The organism is Haloplanus ruber, assembly GCF_024494725.1.
Lineage (GTDB): Archaea > Halobacteriota > Halobacteria > Halobacteriales > Haloferacaceae > Haloplanus > Haloplanus ruber.
The window spans coordinates 1454263-1468991 of sequence record NZ_JANHDK010000001.1 but is presented as its reverse complement, the minus strand read 5'-3'; the positions used below and the strand labels follow the sequence as shown (position 1 = coordinate 1468991).

General features: G+C 67.4%; 16 protein-coding genes and 1 tRNA gene. 12 read left to right on the top strand and 5 right to left on the bottom strand.

Annotation, left to right across the window (positions count from 1 at the left end):
* Positions 1–4 precede the first annotated feature (4 nt).
* Positions 5–793 carry a DUF7001 family protein gene (locus tag NO878_RS07785; RefSeq protein WP_256405392.1) on the top strand — a complete coding sequence of 263 codons (789 nt, stop codon included), beginning with the start codon at positions 5–7 and terminating at the stop codon, positions 791–793.
* Here the strand turns inward: NO878_RS07785 and NO878_RS07780 are convergent, their stop codons facing one another.
* Genes NO878_RS07780 through dcd form a run of 3 tightly spaced genes read right to left on the bottom strand, consistent with a single transcriptional unit; the run spans position 794 to position 2990 of the window.
* Entirely contained in the window at positions 794–1474 is a 681-nt protein-coding gene (locus NO878_RS07780; RefSeq protein WP_256405391.1) for a class I SAM-dependent methyltransferase, read from the bottom strand.
* On the bottom strand, positions 1471–2412 hold the full coding sequence (locus NO878_RS07775; RefSeq protein WP_256405390.1) for a thiamine-phosphate synthase family protein: 942 nt from the start codon (positions 2410–2412) through the stop codon (positions 1471–1473). Before NO878_RS07775 ends, NO878_RS07780 begins: the two co-directional genes overlap by 4 nt.
* A complete protein-coding gene (gene dcd, locus NO878_RS07770; protein WP_256405389.1) occupies positions 2409–2990 on the bottom strand; it encodes a dCTP deaminase in 582 nt (193 codons plus the stop codon). Before dcd ends, NO878_RS07775 begins: the two co-directional genes overlap by 4 nt.
* A gap of 136 nt (positions 2991–3126) precedes the next feature.
* Between dcd and citZ the strand changes: the two genes are divergently transcribed.
* The 6 genes from citZ to NO878_RS07740 all read left to right on the top strand — a co-directional run bounded on the left by citZ (position 3127) and on the right by NO878_RS07740 (position 6871).
* A complete protein-coding gene (citZ, locus tag NO878_RS07765) occupies positions 3127–4263 on the top strand; it encodes a citrate synthase (RefSeq protein ID WP_256405388.1) in 1137 nt (378 codons plus the stop codon).
* A gap of 37 nt (positions 4264–4300) precedes the next feature.
* On the top strand, positions 4301–4690 hold the full coding sequence (locus tag NO878_RS07760) for a gamma-glutamylcyclotransferase family protein (protein WP_256405387.1): 390 nt from the start codon (positions 4301–4303) through the stop codon (positions 4688–4690).
* A 198-nt stretch (positions 4691–4888) separates the two neighbouring features.
* Entirely contained in the window at positions 4889–6118 is a 1230-nt protein-coding gene (gene ilvA / locus NO878_RS07755) for a threonine ammonia-lyase (RefSeq protein WP_256405386.1), read from the top strand.
* A 60-nt stretch (positions 6119–6178) separates the two neighbouring features.
* A complete protein-coding gene (locus NO878_RS07750) occupies positions 6179–6559 on the top strand; it encodes a Rid family detoxifying hydrolase (protein ID WP_256405385.1) in 381 nt (126 codons plus the stop codon).
* On the top strand, positions 6556–6762 hold the full coding sequence (locus tag NO878_RS07745; RefSeq protein ID WP_256405384.1) for a DUF7981 family protein: 207 nt from the start codon (positions 6556–6558) through the stop codon (positions 6760–6762). The genes NO878_RS07750 and NO878_RS07745 overlap by 4 nt, the downstream gene beginning before the upstream one ends.
* A 28-nt stretch (positions 6763–6790) precedes the next feature.
* Positions 6791–6871: transfer RNA gene (locus NO878_RS07740), tRNA-Ser, on the top strand.
* A gap of 4 nt (positions 6872–6875) precedes the next feature.
* Here NO878_RS07740 and NO878_RS07735 read toward each other — a convergent pair.
* On the bottom strand, positions 6876–7067 hold the full coding sequence (locus tag NO878_RS07735; RefSeq protein WP_256405383.1) for a hypothetical protein: 192 nt from the start codon (positions 7065–7067) through the stop codon (positions 6876–6878).
* A 166-nt stretch (positions 7068–7233) separates the two neighbouring features.
* Between NO878_RS07735 and NO878_RS07730 the strand changes: the two genes are divergently transcribed.
* The 5 genes from NO878_RS07730 (at position 7234) to NO878_RS07710 (ending at position 11785) form a co-directional block, all read left to right on the top strand.
* Entirely contained in the window at positions 7234–7386 is a 153-nt protein-coding gene (locus NO878_RS07730; protein WP_256405382.1) for a hypothetical protein, read from the top strand.
* Between the two features lie 46 nt (positions 7387–7432).
* Positions 7433–7828, top strand: a complete 396-nt coding sequence (locus tag NO878_RS07725; protein ID WP_256405381.1) for a DUF7383 domain-containing protein — start codon at positions 7433–7435, stop codon at positions 7826–7828.
* Between the two features lie 227 nt (positions 7829–8055).
* The gene (gene thsB, locus NO878_RS07720) at positions 8056–9687 is read left to right on the top strand and encodes a thermosome subunit beta (RefSeq protein WP_256405479.1); all 1632 of its coding nucleotides are present in this window, start codon (positions 8056–8058) and stop codon (positions 9685–9687) included.
* Positions 9688–9793: 106 nt separating this feature from the next.
* Complete coding sequence (locus NO878_RS07715) at positions 9794–10744, top strand: hypothetical protein (RefSeq protein ID WP_256405380.1); 951 nt, start codon at positions 9794–9796, stop codon at positions 10742–10744.
* A gap of 45 nt (positions 10745–10789) precedes the next feature.
* Entirely contained in the window at positions 10790–11785 is a 996-nt protein-coding gene (locus NO878_RS07710) for an ornithine cyclodeaminase family protein (RefSeq protein WP_256405379.1), read from the top strand.
* A gap of 18 nt (positions 11786–11803) precedes the next feature.
* Here the strand turns inward: NO878_RS07710 and leuS are convergent, their stop codons facing one another.
* Positions 11804–14665, bottom strand: coding sequence for a leucine--tRNA ligase (gene leuS, locus NO878_RS07705; RefSeq protein ID WP_256405378.1), 2862 nt, complete (start codon positions 14663–14665; stop codon positions 11804–11806).
* Between the last annotated feature and the right edge of the window lie 64 nt (positions 14666–14729).

The following is a 14729-nucleotide window of genomic DNA, read 5'->3' as shown; positions in this document are numbered from 1 at the left end:
CCCGATGGTCGACACCGTCACGCTCTATCGCGCCCCGACGACGCCCGCGGACGCCGAGGCACTCGCCGACTGGCTCCGCGACCGGATCGACGCCGAGGTGCGGGTACGCGACCGGCTGTTGGGGCGTGATGAGGGGTCGACGGGCGCTCAAGACGCCGGCAGTCACGCCACCCTCGGCGAGGAACTGGCGGCCGCCCGCGTCACCGACCCCTACGACCCCGACACCGGGAACACGATGCTCGGTATCGTCCGCTACGAGGAGCGGGCACTCGACGACCCCGAACGGGCCGGCGGCGTCGTCTACGACGGACTCGCGGTCCAGCGGGCGTTGAACGCCCGTCTCCCCGACGAGCGAGGGTTGGATCACCTCCATCTCCCACTGCTCGACCGCGTGGTTGGCACGTGGGGCGATCACGACGGCCGCTGGCACAAGCGGGTGGCCGTCCTCGGCCAGCCAACTCTGCTTTCGGTTCCGGGGCTCTACGAGGCGCCGGCCAAGCCCGAGGCCTACTACGAGGAAAAGAGCAAACACGCGCTGATGACCGGCGATGCGCCGCCTCGTGAGGTGTTGGAGGCCGAAATCGAGGGTGACTTCCTCGTCGCGGACGATCCGCGGACGACCGAGGCACTGAAAGGCTACGCCCTCGCCGCGGTCGACTTTCTGGAGACGGGGACGGCCTTCTGTGCGGACGAGGGGTGTCGCCTCCACGACGCTCACCGCCAACCGGGGGTCGTGCGAGCACAGCTACGCGACCCGCCCTTCTGTGAGCGACACGCGGCGCGATACGGGTAGTTACCGGCCGCCAGCGCTCAGATAGGCGAACCCACCCGCCCGCGTCTCGTGGTCCGTCGACGAACAGCGGTCGAGGAGTGTCCGGTGGGCGGCGGCGACCCGGCGGTCGAGGACTCGCGCGGGCGAGTCGTCGTGGTGGTCGCGGGTGCCCGGCGGCGCCGTCGCGGCGACGACAACGCCGAACAGCGGATTCAGCGGCCGGCCGGGGGGTCGGTGGCTCCGCGCCAGATCCAGGAGTGCGATCCGCGAGGGCGCGAGGCCCACCAGCCACTCCTCGACCGCCGCCGCGGGATCGGGGAGCATCCCGACGAGAAAGGTGGCGAGGACGGCGTCGGCGTCGGCGAGTGGGAGACGCGTGGCCCCGGCCCGGCAGACGGACACGTTCGTCCAGCCGGCGCGGGCGACGAGGGTCCGGGCCCGCCCGACCGCGCCGGGCGCGAAGTCGACGCCGACGACGGTCCCCTCGGGGCCGACTCGCTCGCGGAGATACGGCAGGTTCGCCCCCGTCCCACAGCCAACGTCGACGACGGTGTCGCCGGGAGCGGGATCGAGCGCCGCGACGGCGGCGCGGCGGAGGCGACGGATCCCGGGTGCCCGGCGTGCGAGACGGTCGTAGACGCCAGCCCACCGGGAGTAGAACGTCTGGGCGGCCGCCGCACGGTCGGGGTCGGGGGGTCTCATTCTCGGCAGTAGTCGCGGACGATCCGAGCCACCACCGGGGCGTCGGCCCCGAGGACGTAGGTGATCGGTTCGATACCGAAGCCGCCGGTCTGGTAGAGGACGAAGGGGGCGTCGGGGGTGGCCGCGCGGACGGCTTCGACGACGCCGGGGCGGGTCGCCGGGTCGTCACCCGTCTTGTCTCCCGAGCCGTCCGTCTCGACGGTAAACTCGACGGTCGGGTAGCCGGCCGCGCGCAGGCCCTCGATCAGGTCGGGGGCATAGCGGAGGTTGAGGGCGCCGCGGACGGGGGCGCCGGCGGTTCGGGCCGACAGCAACACCGAGGCGACGTGCTCGCTGACGCCGAACTCGGGGTCCGAGGGCACTGTCGCGGTGCCGCGAACGTCGAAGATCCGACCGGGAACCGCGGCTACGTCCTCCACGTCCGCTGCCTCCGGCAGGCACTCGACGAGGTTCGACCCGACGTTCGGCACGAGGGCGGCGAAGCCGGAGGTGTTTCGGAGGATGCGGAGGCCGCGTCGCACGGACGACCGGACCTCCTCGGTCGTCCGGACGGTGCTCTCGGGGTCGTGAACGTCGAAGTCGCCGCCGTGTTCGCGGAGGTCGGGCATGGCTTCGCGGTGGCGCTCGGCCAGGAGGTCGCCGTCCTCGAGTTGGCGGATCAGCACCTCGATTTCGACGAGCGCCTGGACCCGGCTCATGTCGCCGGTCGCCAGCCCGGCGCCGACCCGTTCGACGAGGTCACGCACCCGTCCGTCGGCGCTGATGGCGTCGCTCGTCGCCACCTCGCCGTGGGCGTACTTCGAGACGGCCGACTGGGAGATGCCGAGCGCCTCGGCCACCTCCCGCTGGGTGAAACCACGCTCGCGGAGGTCCGCCGCGAGCATCGACCGCACCGTCGGGAGAAACTCCTCGACGACGACTTCCTCGACGAACTTCATGACTCGAACTCGGGGTCGTCCCCGATGCGGGAGGCCTGCGGGCCCTGTTGGTCCTGGTACTTCGATCCGCGGTCGCTCCCGTAGGGTCGGTCGGCCGGCGAGGAGAGTTCGGTAAAGACGAGTTGTGAGACTCGCATCCCGGGGGTGAGCGCGACCGGTGCGGTTCCGAGATTCGACAGTTCGAGGGTCACCTGGCCGCGATAGCCGGGGTCGACGAAGCCGGCGGTGGCGTGGACGACGACGGCGAGGCGGCCGAGCGAGGAGCGGCCCTCGACGTTGGCGACGAGGTCGGTGGGCATCTCGATCCGCTCGTGGGTCGTCCCGAGGACGAAGTCGCCGGGGTGGAGGATGAACTCCTCGCCTTCCGGGACGACCGTCTCAGAGATGTAGTCGCTGACCTCGCCCTCCCGCGTGGGGTGGATACAGGGGATGTTTGTCCGCTGGAACTCGAGGAACTCCGACCCCAGTCGGAGGTCGACGCTGGCGGGTTGGACCTGCTGGTCGATATCGTCCAGCGGGTCGATCACGAGATCACCCTCGCGGAGTCGTGCGAGGATGTCGGTGTCCGAGAGGATCATACATAGCCCGTAGCGTCGAGGGGTAAAATCTCCCCGGTCGGCCGTTCCGTCGGGGGCGGCGCCCGTCGCGCCGGACCTGACGGGATCGTGAGGTAAACGACAACGCTTTTTTGAGACGGTTCGAAACCGATTGGGTATGTCTGATGAGGTCAAACGGGGACTCGAAGGTGTCGTAGTCTCCGAGTCCCGGCTGAGCTATATCGACGGCGACGCCGGCGAGTTGGGCTACCGCGGGTACGCCATCGAGGACTTCGCACGCCGGGCAAGCTACGAGGAGGTGCTGTCGCTGCTCTGGAACGGCGAGTGGCCGACCCGCTCGGAACACGACGCGTTCGTCGCCCGACTGGCCGACCAGCGTGACCTTGATCCCGACGTCTACGACCTCATCGCAAACCTCGCGGAGCGGGACGTAGATCCCATGGCGATGCTGCGGACCGTACTGTCGTCGCTTTCGGCGTACGACGAGGACGCCGGCGCGGCACCGGACGACCGCGAGACGAACCTAGCCAAGGGGTGTCGGATCACCGCCAAACTGCCGACGATCCTCGCGGCGTTCGCCCGCCTCCGCGACGGCGACGACCCCGTCGACCCCCGGGCGGATCTGGGGCACGCCGCGAACTTCCTCTATATGCTGAACGACGAGGAACCCGACGACGTGGCCGTCGAGACGTTCGACACCGCGCTCGTCCTCCACGCCGATCACGGACTGAACGCGTCGACGTTCTCCGCGCTGGTGACGACTTCGACCATGTCCGATCTGCACAGCGGGGTGACCAGTGCCGTCGGGACACTCGCCGGTCCGCTCCACGGTGGCGCCAACCAGAACGTCATGCGGATGTTACAGGAGATCGACGACAGTGGGAAAGCGCCCCGCGAGTGGATCGAAGACGCCGTCGACGCCGGTGAACGGGTGCCCGGATTCGGGCACCGTGTCTACAACGTCCGCGACCCGCGGGCGGCCATCCTCGAGACGTACTCGGAGCAGTTGGGCGAGACGGTCGGTGACCCACGGTGGTACGACTACTCCGTCACCATCGAGGAGTATATGGCCGAGACGAAGGGTCTCGCGCCCAACGTCGACTTCTACTCGGCGTCGATGTACTACCAGATGGGCATTCCGGTCGACCTGTACACCCCCATCTTCGCGCTGTCGCGTGTCGGCGGCTGGATCGCCCACATGCTCGAACAGTACGAGGACAGTCGCCTGATCCGGCCCCGTGCGCACTACGTCGGTGACCGCGACCGCGAGTTCGTGCCCATCGAAGAGCGATAGTCGAAAGGCCGAACCCCGTGGCGTCCCTCCATACCGCATGGACGTGTTCGTCTACGGCCGCCTCACCGAACCGGCGCGGGTGGCGTCGGTAGTGGACTCCTTTGTCTTCGTCGGGGCGGCGATTCTAGAGGGCTGTCACCCGGTTTCCGGCCGGTATCCCACCCTGGCGCCGGGTGGCGAGACGGCCGGCCGCCTGCTTCGGACGGACGACCTCGACGCCCTCGACGCGTACGAGGGCGTCGAACAGGGACTCTACGTCCGTGTCTCCGTCCCTCGCACAGACGGCGGGACGGCTGCCGTCTACGTCGGCGACCCCGCGGCCCTCGACGTCGAGGCGTCGGTGACGTGGCCCGGGAGCGGCGCCTTCGCCGACCGGGTTCGCCGGTACGTCGCCGACGGCGAGGCAGTCGTTCGGCCACGTGCCTGAATCCGGCCTGTCCGGCGCAGTTCGGCCCCACGCCTTCCACTTTCACTTTCACTGCGCCTTCATGATGTTTATATATCTCCCTGGACAAGGCTGAAGCGCACGTCACACGCGTGCATTCCCCCCTTCCCCTTCGAACCCCGTGAGCGACTGCCTCGCCAGTACATAAACCGTTAACCGCCACCGATGGGTACGAGAGGTATGCTCACGTACGAGGACGTCCTCGACGCCCAGGAACGGGTGTCGACGGTCGCACGTCACACGCCGCTCGAGTATTCGTATGCCTTCTCCGAGATGACCGGTGCTGACGTACATCTGAAACTGGAGAACTTCCAGCGCACGGGCGCGTTCAAGATCCGTGGGGCGATGAATCGGATCGAGACGCTGTCGGCGGCGGACCAAGCGGCGGGGGTCGTCACCGCGAGCGCCGGGAACCACGCCCAGGGAGTGGCGCTGGCGGCGACGCGCGCAGGCGTCGACTCGAAGATCGTCATGCCGGAACACGCGCCGGTCTCGAAGGTGAAAGCGACCGAACGCTACGGCGGCGAGGTCGTCCTCCACGGGACGGACTACAGCGAGGCCCAGTCGGAGGCGCATCGGATCGAGGACGCCGAGGGGCGGACGTACGTCCACGCCTTCGACGACGAGATGGTGATGGCTGGCCAGGGCACCATCGGCCTCGAAATCGTCGAGGACTGCCCGGATCTGGACACCGTCATCGTCCCTATCGGTGGTGGCGGCCTGATCTCGGGCATCGCCACGGCGGTGAAGGCCCACGACCCGGACGTTCGCGTGATCGGCGTCCAGGCAGAGGGGGCGTCTAGCGCCGCGGAGTCGCTGCGGCGAGGGGAAATCTACGAGCGCGACAGCGTCGACACCATCGCCGACGGGATCGCTACCCGCCGGATCGGTGACCGCACCTTCGAGGTGCTCGCAGAGCGCGTCGACGAGGTGGTGACCGTCGATGACGAATCTATCGCCATCGCCCTGACGTACCTGCTCGAACGCGAGAAGGCACTCGCTGAGGGGGCGGGAGCCATCTCGCTCGCTGCGCTTCTCTCTGACGCCATCGAGTACGAGGAAGGCGAGACGGTCGTCCCCGCGCTCTGTGGCGGGAACATCGACCTGAACGTCCTGACGACGGTCGTGATGCGCGGGCTGGTGGCGACGGGACGGTACCTCCGCTTCCGGACGATCCTGAAAGACCAGCCGGGGGCGCTGGTCGCCCTCGGGGAGATCATCGCCGACCACCGCGCGAATATCACCGCCTTCCATCACGACCGCACCTCGCGGGACGTGGCGATGAACGACGCCCGCGTCGAACTCGAAGTCGAGACCCGGGGACCGGACCACGTCGACGAACTCCTCTCGGCGCTCCGGGACCACGGCTACGAGGTCGACATCGTCAACGGCTACCAGATGTCGGTGTAGGCGCGGCGGTTCCTGCCGTCGACGCGTAGTTTTAACCGAGCGCCGACCGACGGCTCGGGCGTGAAACGAACCATCAGCACCGACGATGCTCCGGCCGCCGTGGGCGCGTACAGTCAGGCGACGACCAACGGTTCGCTCCTGTTCACCGCCGGCCAACTCCCGCTGACGCCGGACGGCGACCTACTCGACGACGAGAGCGTGGCGACACAGACCGAACAGTGTCTCGACAACGTGTTGGCTATCCTCGCCGACGAGGGCGCCGACGCGAGCGACCTGCTGAAAGTCACCATCTTCCTCGGCGACATCGACGACTTCGACGAGATGAACGAGACGTACGCGACGTACTTCGAGGCGGCCCCGCCGGCCCGAAGCGCCGTGGAAGTGGGGTCGGTCCCGAAGGGCGCGGCGCTCGAAATCGAAGCTATCGCCGACCTGGAGTGACGACTCAGCGCAGATCGAGCCTCCTGTGGGGACTGGTGGGGGCGCTTGCCTTCCTCGTCCTCGTTCAGGGGTACCGACTCCTCGTGGGTCCGCTCGGGCCGGGACCGCTCGCTCTCGGTGCCGTCGCCCTTCTCGTCGGCGCCGCGGCTGCCGGTCTCACCCACGTCCTCGAACCGCGGATGCGGGGAAAGGAAAGGAGTTAAAGGCCCGAGCGGTTACTCGTAACTGCGAGCCGGGATGGCCGAGTGGTAAGGCGCACGCCTGGAAAGCGTGTTCCCTCTGGGATCCAGGGTTCAAATCCCTGTCCCGGCGTTTTCTACGACATCGCGTCGCGTGGCATCACCAAGTCACCGCCACAGTCCGGACACCGCGTGAACGACCCCGTCACGCCTGTCGTCGTTCGGTACTCGGCGTAGTCACAGTCCGTACAGACAGCCTCGGCGACGTATCTTCGTACGCCAGTTGGTTCCTCGGGTCCGACCTCGGCGCCTCCCTCTTTCAGAGACATGGTAACGTATACCAGCCCGATACAGTTAAAACATTCGGCTGCTCGTCGGAGAAGAACACCACAAACAGACATGGATAAAAAGAAAAATAACACGAACGTATGACTCTGCACCGAGTCGGAATCAGAGAAAGGTTCATGTGGTGTGGGCACATTGCTTTGCATGACAATGCCTGACACGAAAAGTGGTCGCGAACGAAACGGCCGGAACAAGCGCGCCCAGCTCCGCCAGCAACTGTACGAACAGGAGCTCGAAACCCTCGACGAGGACGCGGAGCTTCCCGAGTTCGGCGAGGACGGACTCGCCGTCGACGAGACGTAACACCGGGTTCGGCGCTCTTTTGACGTCCCCGGCCTAACCGGCGCCCGTGCCACCTCGTGCGAACTACGCGACGCTGTACGTCGGTGCGCAACTCGCACCGGAGCAGCGAACACTTGACCTCGACTGGGCCGAGAACGTCGGCGACGAGACGCCGCGTCACGAGTTCCAGGTGCCGACCGACGAAGCCTTCGACGGCTACGTCGGCATCCAGGCCTTCGACGTCGGCGACTACGGCCACGAGATCAGGATCAACGGCGACCGGATGGGCGGGTTCGACCTCCCACCCAACGAGGGGTGGCAGTACTGGGTCGACACCTTCGGGGACGGTGTCGACCTCGTGGCCGGCACCAACGACCTCCGGATCGTCCGCGACGACGACTCGATGGACGCCTTCGCTGTCGGGACTGTCACCGTCCACTGGAAGGAACCCGCCGACGATTGAGTTCCGTTCTCATACTTAAAACCGCCGAGTTCCCCCGTCGAACGCCCCGTCCTGATTCGTGATAACAGTTGCCAAGACTACCTCGGAGGCGCTTCCGTCACCGGATCTCGCCGGACGCGACGAGTCGGCCGTCACATCTCCGCGCTGCCTGCAACACCTACTTTTATATAGAAGGACAAACAATCATTCGGTGAACCATGAGCCAGCGAATGCAGCAGGGTCAGCCGATGATCATTATGGGCGATGACGCCCAGCGCGTCAAGGACAAGGACGCCCAAGAGTACAACATTTCGGCGGCCCGAGCGGTTGCGGAGTCGGTACGGTCGACGCTCGGCCCGAAGGGAATGGACAAGATGCTCGTCGACTCGATGGGCAGCGTCACCATCACCAACGACGGGGTCACCATCCTCCAGGAGATGGACATCGACAACCCGACGGCCGAGATGATCGTCGAAGTCGCCGAGACACAGGAAGACGAGGCCGGCGACGGGACGACGACGGCCGTGGCCATTGCGGGTGAACTCCTGAAAAACGCCGAGGATCTCCTCGATCAGGACATCCACCCGACGGCGATCATCAAGGGCTTCAACATGGCCGCCACGGAGGCGCGCGATCAGGTCGACGACATCGCCGAGAACGTCGACCCCACCGACGAGGACCTCCTCCGGAAGGTCGCCGAGACGTCGATGACGGGCAAAAGCTCCGAACTCGACAAGGATCTGCTCGCCAGCCTCGTCGTCGAGGCAGTTCGGGGCGTCACCGTCGAGGCCGAGGACGGCAGCCACGTCGTCGACCTGGAGTTCGTCGAGATCGAGACCCAGACGGGTCGCTCCGCCTCCGAGTCCGAGCTTCTCAACGGCGCGGTCATCGACAAGGACCCCGTCAACGACGACATGCCCGTCGAGTTCGACTCGGCGGACGTACTCTTGCTGAACGACCCCGTCGAGGTCGAGGAGACCGACGCCGACACCTCGGTCAGCATCGACGACCCCGACCAGCTCCAGCAGTTCCTCGACAGCGAGGAACAGCAGCTCCGCGAGAAGGTCGATCAGATCGTCGCGACGGGTGCCGACGTGGTGTTCTGTCAGAAGGGCATCGACGACCTCGCCCAGTACCTGCTGGCCGAGGAGGGCATCCTGGCGGTCCGCCGAACGAAGAAGTCCGACATGGGCTTCCTACAGGAGATTCTCGGTGCCGAGATCGTCTCCGATCTCGACGCCGCGACCGACGCCCACCTCGGCACTGGCTCGATCAGCCGCGACGCCGACGCCGGCCTCTTCTACGTCGAGGGTGAGGACGCCCACGGCGTGACGATCCTGCTGCGTGGTTCGACCGAACACGTCGTCGACGAACTCGAACGTGGGATCCAGGACGCCCTCGATGTGGTGTCCACCACCGCGGCCGACGGGCGTGTCCTCCCCGGCGGCGGCGCCGTCGAGGTCGAACTCGCGAGCCGTCTGCGCGACTACGCCGACAGCGTCAGCGGCCGCGAGCAACTCGCCGTCGAGGCCTTCGCCGACGCCGTCGAGGTCGTTCCGCGCGTGCTCGCCGGCAACGCCGGTCTCGACAGCATCGACACGCTCGTCGACCTGCGCGCCGCTCACGAGGGTGGCGACGTTCGCGCCGGTCTCAACGTCTTCACCGGCGACGTGGTCGACACTCTCGACGCGGGCGTCGTCGAACCCGCACACTCCAAGGAGCAGGCGCTCTCTTCGGCCAGCGAGGCCGCGAACCTGGTCCTGAAAATCGACGACATCATCGCCGCGGGCGACCTCTCGACCTCCGGTGACGACGACGAGGGTGGCGCCGGCGGCATGGGTGGCATGGGCGGTATGGGTGGCATGGGCGGCGCGATGTGACGTAGGCCAACGCCCACACCCCCGTAGACGCTCCGTTCGACCGTCGCACGCATTTTCCCCCGTTTCGACACAAAGCCCTTGACTCCCGCCGCCGGTAGCCCGGAGTATGCCCTCCGGTAGACGCGCGTTCCTCACGAGCGTCGGCGCCGCGGCCACCGGGTTGGCCGGGTGTCTCGACGGTGGCGAGTCCTCGCGCTCGCCGACGCGAACGCCGACAGCCAGCCCGAGCGACACGGCCGCGCCCGACGCTGTCGCGCTCGGTGATTCCGTGTCCATCGACGGTGTAACTGTCACCGTCTCCGACCTCGTGACCGCCCACTCGGTCCGCTACCTGAGTGCCCCGGACGCCATGGACGTCCTCCCGACGAGCGACGACCAGTTCGTCTTCGTCGACGTGTCCGCCGGCGGGTCGGGGACGACGCCGTCCTCACACCGATTCGGGCTTGTCGCCGACGCCACCCCCTACGGATCAGGCATCGAGTACATCGGGCCCGCCCGCGTCGACGCGCCCGTGACCGGACGGCAGTACGGCGCGTCGAACCCCGACGGGTTTCTCGGCTTCCGGGTTCCCGCACCGCTGGACGCCGAGTCGGTCGCGGTGGTCCTGGGGGGTGACGGTCCCGAGCGGACGGACATGCAACCCGACCCCGACGACGTCGCCGCCCGGTGGTCGGTTCCCCCGGCGGCGGTCACCCCGCTGCGGTCGCCTCCGCCCGTCTTCGCGGCGAGCGTCGACGTCCCCGCGTCCGTCCCGGCGACCGAACCCATCCCCGTCACGCTTGACGTGAGAAACGAGGGCGACGGTCCCGGTGTCTTCCGCGCGGCGATCAATCATCAAGGCCCGCAATACGGGGCCACAGGGATCGACCGCTCGCTCGCGGCCGGCGAGTCGATCACCCACGAGGTGACCGTCGACTACTACCGCGACGACGACACGACGCCCGGTCGCGTCCAGTTCGCCGTGGTCGGCCCCGACCTCTCGGAGTTCTTCGAGGTGGGTCTCGACGGCGGCGGGACGCCTGCGGGGACCGGCACGGCGACTGGTGGCTCCCGCTGAAGGCAACGCGAAACTGGTAACTTTCCGGTCCGGGTAATCTCGTCTATGACGGTTTTGCTTCTGGACGGCGAGACGGTTGCGGACAACGCACCGATGAACGGCCTCGTCGACGCTATCGAGGCGGCCTTCGCGGCCTACGAGCGCGGCGACGCGACGATGCCCGCGAAGTCCTACGTCGACCTTCCACAGTACGACGGCGACTTTCGGTCGATGCCGGCCTATCTCGACGCCGGTGACTGGGACGCCGCGGGCGTGAAATGGGTGAACTCCCACCCACACAACGGGGAACGCCACGACCTCCCGACGGTCATGGGGACGATGATCTACTCCGACCCCGAGACGGCGGTGCCGCTCTCGATCATGGACGGCACGGCGCTGACGACCCGGCGGACCGGTGCGGCCGCCGCCGTCGCCACTGACCACCTCGCGGTCGAGGGCGCGTCGTCGCTCGGCTTGGTCGGGGCGGGCGCCCAGTCACACGCCCAGTTGGACGCCATCGCGACGGTTCGCCCCATCGACACCGTCGTCGTTGCCGATGCCGACACGGAGCGGGCGCAGGCGTTCGTCGACGCGGTCAGCGACCGGTTCGACGCCCGCGTCGGCTCCATCGCGGAGGCGGCGGGCTGTGACGTCCTCTCGACGGTGACGCCCGTCCGCGACCCTATCGTCGACGCCGACGCTGTCGGCGCACACACCCATATCAACGCCATCGGGGCCGACGCACCGGGGAAACACGAACTCACCGACGACCTGCTGGCGGCCGCAAAACTCGTCCTCGACGATCACACGCAGTGTACCCACTCCGGCGAGGTCAACGTCCCCTACGGGACCGGTCGTCTCACCGACGCCGACATTCACGCCGAACTCGGCGAGGTGGTGACCGGTGCGGCGCCGGGACGCACGTCCGCGGACGAAGTCACCGTCTTCGACAGTACCGGCCTCGCCATTCAGGACGTTGCTGCGGCCCGCGTCGTCTACGAACGGGCCACGGCCGCCGGCGCCGGCACGTCGTTCGATCTGCTCGGTCTCGATTCGGCGTAAGAGGGCGGTGTCCCCGGCTTACTCCAGGTGGATCGCGGGCCGGAAGGGGACGGCGTCTCCCGCCTTCTCGCCGGGGTCCGGCGGGTCGGCGTCCTCGTCGTAGACGTCGACCGTGGCATCGAACTCTCGTTCGAGGAAGGCGGCGGCGGCCTCGTAGACCGCCCGCTCGTCGAGGGTGGCCATGGTGTCGACCGTCGTCTCGTCTAGGTCGCGGACGAGTTCGACGAGTTCGCCCGCGAGGTCGTTCACCGCGTCACCGCGCTCTCGGAGAGCCGGATCGCTCATCGCCTCGCTCATCACCGCACCCACGTCGGGGCCGGCCTCGGCCACTGCTTCGAAGACCGCTCGCTTCCAGTCTGCCGCGACGTACACTCGCACGGTGTCGGGATCCGTCCCCGTCACGTCGACGATGTCGTGGACGTCCTCGGTCAGTTGCTCGATCCGCGCTTCCTGTAGTTCGACGGTTCGGTCCGTCAGTTCGGGGTCAACATCGGGCCACGGGGCCTCCTCGGCCGGCCGGCCGGTCAGCCGCTCGTGGAGTTCGTTCGCCATGAACGGGACGAATGGTGCGAGGAGGCGAAGCCGCGTCTCCAGGGCGTGACGGAGCGTCCACTGGGCGGCCGGGCGGTCCACGTCGGCGCGGCGGCGATACCACCGGAGCGACTCCTCGAAGTCGTAGAAGGCGGTCTGACTGGCCGTCCGCGTCTCCGCGCCCTCCATCGCCTCGGTCACCTCGCTGATCGTCCGCTGGAGTTTGGATAGGAGCCAGCGGTCGACGTGTTCGAGGGCCGGACGGTCGTCCTCGAACGTCGAGGCCGGTTCCTCGGGGACCAGTTCGGTCGCCCGGTTCCAGAACCGTTCGAGTTGGTCGCGGACGCTCTCGACCTGATCGGCGCGCCAGTCGTAGTCCTGCCACGGCTCTGCGGAGTTGAGCAGGAAAAACCGAACCGTATCGGCGCCGTACGCTTGGATCGCCTCGTCCGGGAGGACGACGTGGCCCTTCGAGGAGGACATCTTCTGGCCCTCCAGCAGGCCCATCCCCATGATGACGATGCCCGCGGGCCACTCCGACTCCGCGAACAGTTCGGCGTGGTGGAACAGGTAGAAGGTGAGGTGATTCGAGATGAGGTCGTTCGCGGAGAAGCGGTAGTCGACGGGATACCAGTACTGCCACTCCTCGCGCAGGTCGAGCGCCCGCGGATCGGGGTCGTCGACGGCGTCGGCGCCGTAAAACAGGGCGTCGAAGAACTCGCGGTCGAGGTCTCCGACCGGAATCTCCTGCAGGCGCGGCGCGAGCGTGTAGTACGCCATGTAGATGGTCGAGTCCGAGAGGGGTTCGATGACGAAATCGTCGTCCCACGGTAGTCGCGTCCCCAGCCCGTAGTTGCGGATACAGGGCCACTCGTTGAGCCAGTCGATGGTGTGGTCGTACTCACCGCGGGTGTTCTCGGGGATACACTCCATGTTCTCGACGACCCGCTTTGTCGCCTGCTTCCAGTCCTCGTCGTTGTAGCTGAGGAACCACGTGTCCTGTTCGGCCACCTCGACGGCGCCGCCACAGCGACAGACAACCTCCTCGGAGAACTCGTACATGGTGTCGAAGTTGCCCGCTTCGACCCCTGTCTCGCGGTACGCTTCCCGCACGTCCTCGATGACCTCGCCGGCGAACTCCCCGTAGTCGTCGTGGAGACGGCCGCCGTGGAACTCGCGGTTGTAGAGTTCCTTCGTCACTGCCTCCAGTTCGGGGTCGTCGGACGCGGTGATGCCGGCCGACTCGACGGCGTCGCGGGCCGGCACGTCGCCGTAGCCCTCGACGTCGAGAATCGGCACCGGCTCGATGGCTGCAACGGCGTCCGGATCGACGCCATACCGCTCCATCCGCTCGTCGTCGGCCTTCGCCTCTTGAAGCGCCAGGTAGTCATCCGGGGAGTGAGCGGGCACGGACATGACGACGCCCGTCGCGTTGTCGGGGTCGACAAACGCCGCGGGCAGAATCGGCACCGCGTCGCCGGTCACGGGATTGGTGACCGACCGACCGACGAGGTCCGCTCCCGCAACGTGTTCGGTGACGCTCACCTCGTGGGCCTGCAGACGGAGTTTCTCGGCGGCCGTCTCCGAGACCAGCCACGTCTCGCCGTCGACCGTCGCGCGGACGTACGTGGCGTCGGGGTCGACATAGGCGTTCGTGACCCCTCGGACTGTCTCGGGGCGAAGCGTCGCCATCGGCACCACCGCGTCGTCGAGACCGAAGCGAATCAGGGTGTACTCCTGGTACTCGGCCTCCTCACCCTCCAGCAGGTCGTGGGTGGTCACCGGCTGTTCCTCGTTGGTGCAGTATTTGACCGGATGGAGTCCTTTCTCCAGTCGGTCACGGTCACGGAGCGTCTCGTACTGCCAGGTGACGAACTTCGAGTAGCGCTCGTCGTTGGTGGTGAACTCGCGGCGCCAGTCTATCGACAGCCCCAGCGACTTCATCCCCCGCTTGTAGTGTTCCTCGATGAAGTAGCGGGCGTAGCCCATCGGCGTCTCCAGATCCTGCAGGGTGTCCTCGGGGACGTCGTACGTGTCTCGGAGCACCGACAGTTGCTCTTTCTCACCCTTCTTCAGCCGCTCGACGGCGCCGATGATCGGCGTGCCGGTGACGTGCCAGGCGATTGGAAAGAGAACGTTGTCGCCACGCTGTCGCCGGTATCGGGCGTACACGTCGGGGACGGTGTACGTCCGGACGTGGCCCATGTGCATCCCGCCGCTCGGGTACGGATAGGGGACGGTGATGAACGTCGCGTCGTCGTCCGCGTCACCGGGGTCGGCCTCGTACCGGCCCGTCTCGGCCCAGCGCTCCCGCCAGCGCTCCTCGATGTCCTGCGGGTCGTAGTCCATACCCCGGACCAAGTTCCCCCAACCTAAAATAACTCCTATACCGCCGGCGGAAACGACTCGTTTC